Raw genomic sequence first — 8,732 nt, forward strand, 5'->3', positions numbered from 1 at the left:
CGTGATGGATTGGGTACTAGGAATAGGTGTCTTGCTAATCGGTATTGCCCTTATTATTGTAGCTGTCGTGTTGATCAAGCCACTTGGAAAATTGACCGAAGTGTTGGAGAGCGTGAAAAAGACGACGGATACCCTGCCGTCAACGGTAGCAGATTTGACCGGTCAAACAGAGCAAATCCTTCATACGAGTAATGAAACCATTAGCAATGTCAATAAACAAATTTCAGAAGTGACGCCTGTTTTCCAAATTGTTGGGGATGTAGGTGAAGCTTCACGTGAAGTAACGACGGCTGCATTAGATCGTTCGGTGAGATTTAAAGACCGCGTAGCAAATGCCAGCGATTTTGCGAAAGAGAAAGAGTACAAAGGTTTATATGGTTTAGTAACGATTGTATTTTATTTACTACAACAGCGTAAAGAGCTAAAAAAGTTGCAAAAGCTATAAACATAATTAAACCTGCATACCGTTGATCGACTTGCTTTGTAATAAAGAATAATTAAAAACACCTCACTAACCCTTGTTTTAAAGTAAATAAGAGGAATGAAGTTTTAGTTTTGTAAAAAGAACAAATGAGTGTATCACTAAAAAAGTAACCATCTCATCTACTTAGCCAGATAGCGGAGGATGGTTACTTTTTTCTGTTGATGAATTGCAATCATCATAATGGCTGCTATAGCTGTAGCGAGGAACATTCCAAATAGGAATAACATATTCATTACGTCGTATGTCCAACACACACTTTCTCAAACAATTATTCTATCTAAAATAAAGGTATATTTGTTTTTTGCTTCAAGTCTTTGAGCCTATATTCCTATTGTGGTATATTCAGTTCAAATAGATGAGAAAAAGAAGGTGAAAAATTTGTCAAATAAGATACATAATACAAAGGAGTTCTTGTCACTAGAAGCTCAAATTAACCTATTAAAACGTAGAAATCTTATTATAAAAAACGAGGATTACGCTAAGAGACAACTACTAGAAAAAAATTATTTTGATTTAATCAATGGATTCGAGACATTAATGCTGAAAAATTCCCAAGGTGATAAGAAGGAGTATGAACATTTCTACTTCGAAGACTTCATCTTTCTTTACAATCTGGATAAAAAGATTAATATTGAGATCTTAAAGCTGTTAGACAAGTTAGAAACTCGATTAAAGACATCAATGGCTTATCGTTTTTGCGAAAAAAATTTTTTAACACCAGCGGATGCTAAATGCTATATTGATATAAACAAGTATACCAATCCTCGATCAAACCATTTAAGTTTGCCGAGAGATATTGCTAAACCTCTGTATAGCCATGATTTATTTAAGAAGTATACAAAAAAATCGGTTGACTATGTAGAATTTTGCAAAAGTAAATATGCTTTTTTATCAACCTATGACAACCCACCTTTTTGGATGACAATTAAAATTTTGTCATTTGGGTCTTTATTCAAATTACTTTTAGGGTATGAAAAAGATATTTTCAAAGAAGTTATAAAAGATATGGGGATGGATTACAGAAACGACAAAGAAAAGCTTATCAATAGTATCCGGATTTTTATTGAATTAAGAAATACATGCGCACATTTCCAACTGGTGAATAGATTTAGAACACCAAAAAATCTTCGTATTGATAATGGATTGATTTTATCCTTAGGATTGAGAACAAAACTAAATGTTAATGGTTCACCTACTAATTATGAGCTTCGATTATATGACACCTTGCTTGTCCTATCACAATTCGAAAACGTTACGAACATCGGAAAGTTAATTCAACAAAGTTACAAAACATGTAATTCTAAAAGGCAACGGATCTTAATGAAACGATTATTAGGAAGAATGGGAAGAGAGAAACTTATCGATTGGCTAAAGTTAGGATATTGATAAAGTCTTTTATAGACTTTCTGTATTAATTATGATAAAGTATACATATAATATATCGTGCGTGACGGCGAGTTATCCGGTAAAAGGGTTAACTGTATAGTCAGAAAAAGGGATGCATATGCATCCCTTTTTTCTATTATTAATGATCAGGAACAGGTACCTTCAGAATTTTAGCCCGGCAATTTAATCTGTTATAAATAATTGAAATTCTTAAACTCCAGAAAGGGAAGAACTGCTTCCTTATTATCGTTCCTTCCATCAGTTTCCTCTAAGTAGCAATCATATAATTATAACAATTTTACCTGATTGCTACATTTAGTATTTCTGCATAACAATTAAATTGTATCAAACTTAAATATTCAACCTTTTATTCAAATCCAAAGAGGGATTTGCAGTAAATTTTAGGGTAATAAACATCTCAAAGAACCCGCTCAATGGCTGGTGTTTTGAGGTGTCGGTAATTTTTTGATCGGCTGATCATTAGCCTTTGAATATGGTGTTGCATCGGAAGTCTCTTTGCGCTTCTTAAAGAAGTAATAGCCAAGCATTGCAGAACCATACACACTGCCAAGTCGCTTATTTTGCTCTGAAACATCTGTATGTTCTCCTTTTTGCTGGACAGATGATGTCACATCGACTAAAGAGGAAGTCAGAGTTTGAGTGGATTCACCTAGATCACCCACCACTTGAAACAGCGGCGTTAAATTCTCCAATTTCGTATTCATATCCGCTAATGCGTTATTACTGTTTTGAATCAAATTCCCTGTTTCATCTAAAATACCGTTCAGTTGACGTGGTAACGCTTCTACTGTTTTATCAACATCCTGTAAGATGTTCCCTACTTGCTGTAACACTTTAGAGAAATAAATAGCTAAAATGATAAAGGCGATACCGATTAATACGACGCCAATTCCGACAAGATCCATTCTCCTACCTCATTTCTACAGAGTATTTTTCGCACTTTCTTTCCCACGTTTCCATGACCTAAGAAGTGTAGATCCAAATTCACTATATTGAATCGCTTGAACAAATGGTTTTGTGCCTGGCAGCGATCCATCCTCTTCAAATTGTTTCGTTCGCTTCGTCACTTCTTCACTTAAATACTGACTAGAACGTCCCACATTTTCGATACTTGAAAACATTGGCGTTGTCGCATCTAATTTCATCTTTACATCGGTTGCCAGTTGCTCGGTTTCATCTAATGTTCCATGTAATCGTTCTAAACTTTGATCTAAGTTTTCTTCCACTCGCTTCACCGTATGGGTGACGGTAAACAACAAATTAGACGACTTCGTCAGCAACAATGAAAGATAAATGGCGACAATCAAGAATGAAATCGCAATAAATAGCACACCAAGATATGCCATAACTCATTCCTCCTTTCCACAGACTGCATACACACTATATCTTTCTATACCACTCCACGCATTTCTAAAACATACCAAAAAAATCCTATGCTCCTCGATGGAAGCATAGGATGAACTCTATTGTTTACTCTTCATGGCGTCCAATGCAACGTTCACATTCGTACAGCATGGATTCGTGTTTTTCTGTGAATTTATTGCCACACTCCGTACAAACCTTTTCAACCTTTTTTCTTTGATCTCTTTTCAATTTCATCATCCTGCATTCCTCCATTCAAATATTCTGTACTGATACAGTATTTTTTATTAATACTACTATATAACAGAGGCATCTTGTTTGTCACTACTTTTGGATGAAAGCTATTATTTTGCGATAGAATCCAAAAGAGCAGGATGAATGAATATATATTTAGAATTAAAAGAAAACTAGCGCACCTTTTATTCAGTACGCTAGTTTTTCATCACACCATTACATCCCACACAATGATGACAGCAATGATGACTAGAATGGCGACAAATACCGCCCATTGAGCGCGATCCGGTTTTTCGGGTCTACTATCCCATTTCTCCATGGTGTAACGCTTCCTTTCTGCTATTCATTATATGGTGTCTGTGTCATAGTTTTCCCAGTGCGATTTAGATTTATACGCCAGAAATCTAGAATACAATAGAAAAACTATTGCAGAATGCGAGCTCGATTGTGAGAACCAGAATGCCTCAACTTGTCAATACATGTTCAATTTATTCAGAAAGTAAAAATTATACTTTTTTGAATAAAAACAATAAACTTTTCGTATGCTAGTTTTTCTAAACAACGAAGAAATCAAGTAACCGCTTACATTAGGAGGTGTTTAAATTAATTAGAGAAAATTCATAAAATAAATGCACAATTTAGAACTTTCTTATGTTCATAACGTTTTTTTCATGTTATTATGAGTAAACGTTAAATCCGTAACGGAGGTTAGATGATTAATTATGAAGGTGAAAAATGTGGAGTCTAAAAGTATTCAAGTAGAAGAAATCTTAATTGCCAATCAGCTATTAAAGGATGTAGTAGCACATACGCCATTACAAAAGAATGAGCGGTTGTCGGAGAAATATGACTGTCATGTATATATTAAACGAGAAGATTTACAGCATGTTCGTTCATTTAAATTGCGCGGTGCCTATTATAAAATGAAACGTATTGAAGAAGAGGCACGGAAGCAAGGAATCGTCTGTGCAAGTGCTGGGAATCATGCACAAGGTGTTGCTTACGCCTGTGCTCACCTGGATATTGACGGTAAGATCTTTATGCCGCAGACAACACCTAAACAAAAGGTAAATATGGTGAAAATGTTTGGACGTGGACGGATTGAAATTATTTTAGTCGGTGATACGTTTGATGATTGCTTTGAGAAAGCGATCGAATTAACGGAAAAAGAACAACGTATTTTCATTCACCCTTTCAATGACCGTGATATTATCGCAGGACAAGGCACAGTCGCTGTGGAAATTATGAATGATATCGAAGAGCCGATTGACTATGTATTCGCGAGTATCGGTGGTGGTGGCCTTATGTCAGGCATCAGCACGTTCATCAAAAATCTATCTCCCACTACCCGCATGATTGGCGTAGAACCAGCAGGAGCGTCGAGCATGAAAGCATCTATTGACGCGCAAAAAGTCGTCCCATTGCAGACGATTGATAAGTTTGTCGATGGAGCAGCCGTCAAGTGTGTCGGTGATCTGAACTTCGAGATTTGCAATAGTTATGTAGATAGTATTGTCAGTGTACCTGAAGGAAAAGTGTGCACTGCGATTTTGGATCTCTACAACGAACATGCGATCATTGCTGAACCAGCGGGTGCTCTACCCATTGCTGCACTTGATTTCTATAAGAATGAAATTAAAGGGAAAAGTGTTGTCTGTGTCATTAGCGGTGGTAATAATGACATTGGACGTATGCAGGAAATCAAAGAGAAGTCCATGATCTATGAAGGATTACTGTACTATTTCCTAGTCGATTTCCCACAACGTGCCGGTGCTCTTCGTCAATTCTTAGACAGCGTGCTTGGACCGGAAGATGATATTACGATGTTTGAGTATACGAAGAAAAACAACAAAGAAAGTGGCCCTGGATTAGTCGGCATTGAGATTAAGCGCAAAGAGGATTACCATGGCCTCATTCAACGAATGGAACAAAATGGTTTTGATTATAAAGAAGTAAACAAAGATAGTTCGTTATTTGGACTGTTAATTTAAATATCTCTCTACAGAAAACGTCTGATGGTCAGCCCATCAGGCGTTTTTCTTTACGTCTATATCTTACATAAGCCTCATTTCTCATGTTTCTCTATGAAAATAAATGGGTATTTTACTGTTAAAACAATCGAAATTTGCACATGCTACTTGTACATAAGGAGTTCTCTTTTTATGTGGAATCTATAGAAAGGTGGTGACTCTAACGTGAGCACCCGACATAGAAAAATAAGCATAGTGATTCTCTTTGTGATTCCCCTGCTCGTTCTAGTGAGCCTGACGCTTCCTCACTTTACGACACTCCAAACTGGCGAGGATGTGATATTACGAACAGAACCGATTGCTGAAGAAGATGCAAATGAAAATTACATTGTATTACGTTATGAGATTGAAAAAGTACCGAAAGAATTGATGGCAGATAGCTTGGTAAGTCGACTCAAAGAAGAAGCTGAACTGGGACAAACACGCGTGTTTGCCACATTGGAAAAACGGAACGGTGTAGACGAACTTGTCTCTCTAAGTGACAAAGAACCAACAGAGGGCGTTTATTTGACGGGTTGGTTACCTCAAACAACAGAGCGAGAGTACAGAGAAAGCACACACTATATGGTGAACTTTACGCTAGATCGCTTTTATGTTCCGAAAAAAGGACATCGTGTAGCCGCAGGAAGTATTCAGGATGGAACGACAACTGCCCACTTTAAAGTACGAGATGGCCATAGTATTTTACGGGAAGTTGTGACGAAATAAAAAGAAGCAGAAAGGTAGAATGTTGCACTCTTCCTTTCTGCTTCTTTTTTTCATTAAAGACCAAGCGATATATATTTCACTTCCAAATATTCTTCAATTCCTTGCTGTCCACCTTCTCTGCCCAATCCGCTTTGTTTAAAACCACCGAATGGAGCTTGCGGCGCAGATGGAAGGCCATCATTTAAACCGACAATGCCGTATTCTAAGCGTTCACACATCTGTATTCCTTTAGAAATATTTTCGGTAAAGACATAGGCAGCCAATCCATAGATCGAGTCATTCGCAAGCTGAATGACTTCTTCTTCCGTTTCAAACAGCGTGATCGGCAGAACGGGACCAAATGTTTCTTCTTTCATGCAAAGCATTTGGTCCGTGACATCTGTTAGTACAGTCGGTGAAAAGAACAACCCACCTACTCGTTCTCCCCCTGTCACCACAGTGGCTCCTTTTGACTTGGCATCCTCTACATGCTCTTCTACCTTTTCAACCGCATCTTCATCAATTAAAGGCCCAATTTGCACCTCTTCTTTTAATCCATTCCCAACTTTCAACTCTGCTGTTTTCTCACTGATCCGTTGAATAAATTCATCAGCAGCAGCGGAATGAACGTAAATCCGATTGGCACATACACACGTCTGACCCGCATTTCGGAATTTCGCAGCTAACACACCTTCCACCGCCTTATCGAGGTCGCAATCAGCTAGTACGATCGCAGGTGCATGTCCGCCCAATTCCAATGAAATTTTCTTAACCGTGTCAGCTGCACCTTTCATCAGTGATTTCCCAACTTCAGTAGAACCGGTGAACGTCAATTTCCGAACACGTTCATCTTGTTGCCAAGCACCCGCGATTTCACTGGCACTTCCCGTGACCACATTGACCACACCATCTGGAATGCCCGCCTCTTTTGCCAGTTCCACTAAACGAATGGCCGTTAACGGAGTTTGGGAAGCAGGCTTCAAAACGACTGTACAACCCGCTGCCAGCGCAGGTCCGACTTTCCGCGTAATCATCGCTGCCGGAAAATTCCATGGCGTAATAGCTGCGACCACACCCACGGGTTGTTTATGGACAAACAGACGTTTAGAGGAGTGGGATGCTGGTATCGTCTCCCCATATATCCGTTTGGCTTCCTCTGCATACCAACTAATGAAACCATTGGCATAACGCATTTCACCTACTGCTTCCGATAACGGTTTACCTTGTTCGGTCGTCATCGTTTCGGCCAGCTTCGCTTCATTTTCCTCGATGAGCGCATGCCATTTCATCAAAAATGCACTGCGCTCATAGGCCGAAAGCAGAGACCAATCCTTTAACGCAGCAAAAGCAGCATCTACCGCTTGCGTAGCTTCAGCGGCTCCTCCGCGTGGCACAGTAGCAATTTTTTCTCCTGTTGCAGGATTGATTACATCGATTTGTGGCAAATTAGAACCGATCTGCTGGCCATTGACTATCATTTCAATCGTATCCATCATACATCTCTCCTTTATTTAGCGTCATTGACACGTTCTACTGGAATATCGGCCACTATATCATTTAATACCCAACTCGCCAAAATTAAACCAGCGACTGACGGACAAAACGCATTGGATGCGGGAGGCATTTGTGCTTTTCGGATGGACGCATCGGGGTTACCAACAGTTTCCACGACATCTTCCCGAATAACAATTGGACTTTCATCAGAGAAAACGACGGGAACACCTTTCGCAATGCCAAGTTTTCTCAAACGAAGACGAATGACTTTTGCCAATGGATCGGTATGTGTTTTTGAAATATCCGCAATTTGAAATCGCGTTGGATCCGTTTTATTTGCGGCACCCATGCTAGAGATCACTTTAATACCGCGCTCCACACATTGCTGAATCAAATGAATTTTGTAGCTGATGGTATCAGAGGCATCGATGACATAATCAGGTGCATAAGAGAAAAACTCCTCTGCTGTTTCTTCCGTGTAAAACATATGTAACGCGATCACTTCGCAGTCCGCGTTGATATCCGCTATACGCTCTTTCATCACACTTGCTTTAGAATGACCGACAGTCGACAGATAGGCAACTAATTGGCGGTTAATATTGGTAATGTCTACGGTATCTTTATCAACCAAGATGATTCGACCTACACCTGTTCGTGCACAAGCTTCAGCCGCAAACGAACCAACTCCACCCACACCAAGGATGGCAACCGTCTTCCCTTTCATTCGGTCTATCCCTTCTTTACCGATCGCTAATTCGTTTCTAGAAAATTGATGTAACATGGGGATCTCATCCTTTAAATTGTAGTTTGTTTTATATCGATTCTTCTATATGGTAAAGCAGGAATAGTCGTCATTGCAACTAACTTCATTATGTAAATAAGAAAAACGGTTCAACGTCAAATGTTGGGGTGAGGTGTACTCCCCATCACCCCAGATGAACCCCGATATCTTTATAGTGAATGTTTAATAAAATCTTTGCCCTAAAGTGATCGAAACGCTGAAAGCCATATGCATTGCGTTTCATCACTTTTGT

General features: G+C 39.0%; 10 protein-coding genes. 4 read left to right on the plus strand and 6 right to left on the minus strand.

The window, feature by feature from the left end:
- The first annotated feature begins 4 nt into the window (after positions 1-4).
- Positions 5-445 carry a DUF948 domain-containing protein gene (locus GD002_RS15965; protein WP_153733359.1) on the plus strand — a complete coding sequence of 147 codons (441 nt, stop codon included), beginning with the start codon at positions 5-7 and terminating at the stop codon, positions 443-445.
- A 158-nt stretch (positions 446-603) separates the two neighbouring features.
- Here GD002_RS15965 and GD002_RS18000 read toward each other — a convergent pair whose 3' ends face one another.
- Positions 604-717, minus strand: a complete 114-nt coding sequence (locus tag GD002_RS18000; RefSeq protein WP_228548405.1) for a hypothetical protein — start codon at positions 715-717, stop codon at positions 604-606.
- Between the two features lie 145 nt (positions 718-862).
- Here GD002_RS18000 and GD002_RS15970 point away from each other — a divergent pair, with 145 nt between their 5' ends.
- Complete coding sequence (locus GD002_RS15970) at positions 863-1,870, plus strand: Abi family protein (RefSeq protein WP_194841651.1); 1,008 nt, start codon at positions 863-865, stop codon at positions 1,868-1,870.
- A 431-nt stretch (positions 1,871-2,301) separates the two neighbouring features.
- On the opposite strand, the gene GD002_RS15975 is transcribed toward GD002_RS15970, so the two are convergent.
- The 3 genes from GD002_RS15975 to yhfH form a co-directional block, all read right to left on the minus strand.
- The gene (locus GD002_RS15975; protein ID WP_153733361.1) at positions 2,302-2,796 is read right to left on the minus strand and encodes a DUF948 domain-containing protein; all 495 of its coding nucleotides are present in this window, start codon (positions 2,794-2,796) and stop codon (positions 2,302-2,304) included.
- Between the two features lie 15 nt (positions 2,797-2,811).
- Positions 2,812-3,237, minus strand: coding sequence for a DUF948 domain-containing protein (locus GD002_RS15980; RefSeq protein WP_153733362.1), 426 nt, complete (start codon positions 3,235-3,237; stop codon positions 2,812-2,814).
- A gap of 124 nt (positions 3,238-3,361) precedes the next feature.
- Positions 3,362-3,493 carry a protein YhfH gene (yhfH, locus tag GD002_RS15985; protein ID WP_228548406.1) on the minus strand — a complete coding sequence of 44 codons (132 nt, stop codon included), beginning with the start codon at positions 3,491-3,493 and terminating at the stop codon, positions 3,362-3,364.
- 716 nt (positions 3,494-4,209) lie between these two features.
- Here yhfH and ilvA point away from each other — a divergent pair.
- Entirely contained in the window at positions 4,210-5,478 is a 1,269-nt protein-coding gene (ilvA, locus tag GD002_RS15990) for a threonine ammonia-lyase IlvA (RefSeq protein ID WP_153733363.1), read from the plus strand.
- Between the two features lie 204 nt (positions 5,479-5,682).
- Entirely contained in the window at positions 5,683-6,225 is a 543-nt protein-coding gene (locus GD002_RS15995) for a GDYXXLXY domain-containing protein (protein ID WP_153733364.1), read from the plus strand.
- A gap of 53 nt (positions 6,226-6,278) precedes the next feature.
- Here the strand turns inward: GD002_RS15995 and GD002_RS16000 are convergent, their stop codons facing one another.
- Positions 6,279-7,697 carry an NAD-dependent succinate-semialdehyde dehydrogenase gene (locus GD002_RS16000; protein WP_153733365.1) on the minus strand — a complete coding sequence of 473 codons (1,419 nt, stop codon included), beginning with the start codon at positions 7,695-7,697 and terminating at the stop codon, positions 6,279-6,281.
- Positions 7,698-7,711: 14 nt separating this feature from the next.
- A complete protein-coding gene (locus tag GD002_RS16005; protein ID WP_153733366.1) occupies positions 7,712-8,479 on the minus strand; it encodes a tRNA threonylcarbamoyladenosine dehydratase in 768 nt (255 codons plus the stop codon).
- Between the last annotated feature and the right edge of the window lie 253 nt (positions 8,480-8,732).

The sequence above is a fragment of the Sporosarcina obsidiansis genome, assembly GCF_009651005.1.
In the GTDB taxonomy this organism is placed as follows: domain Bacteria; phylum Bacillota; class Bacilli; order Bacillales_A; family Planococcaceae; genus Sporosarcina; species Sporosarcina obsidiansis.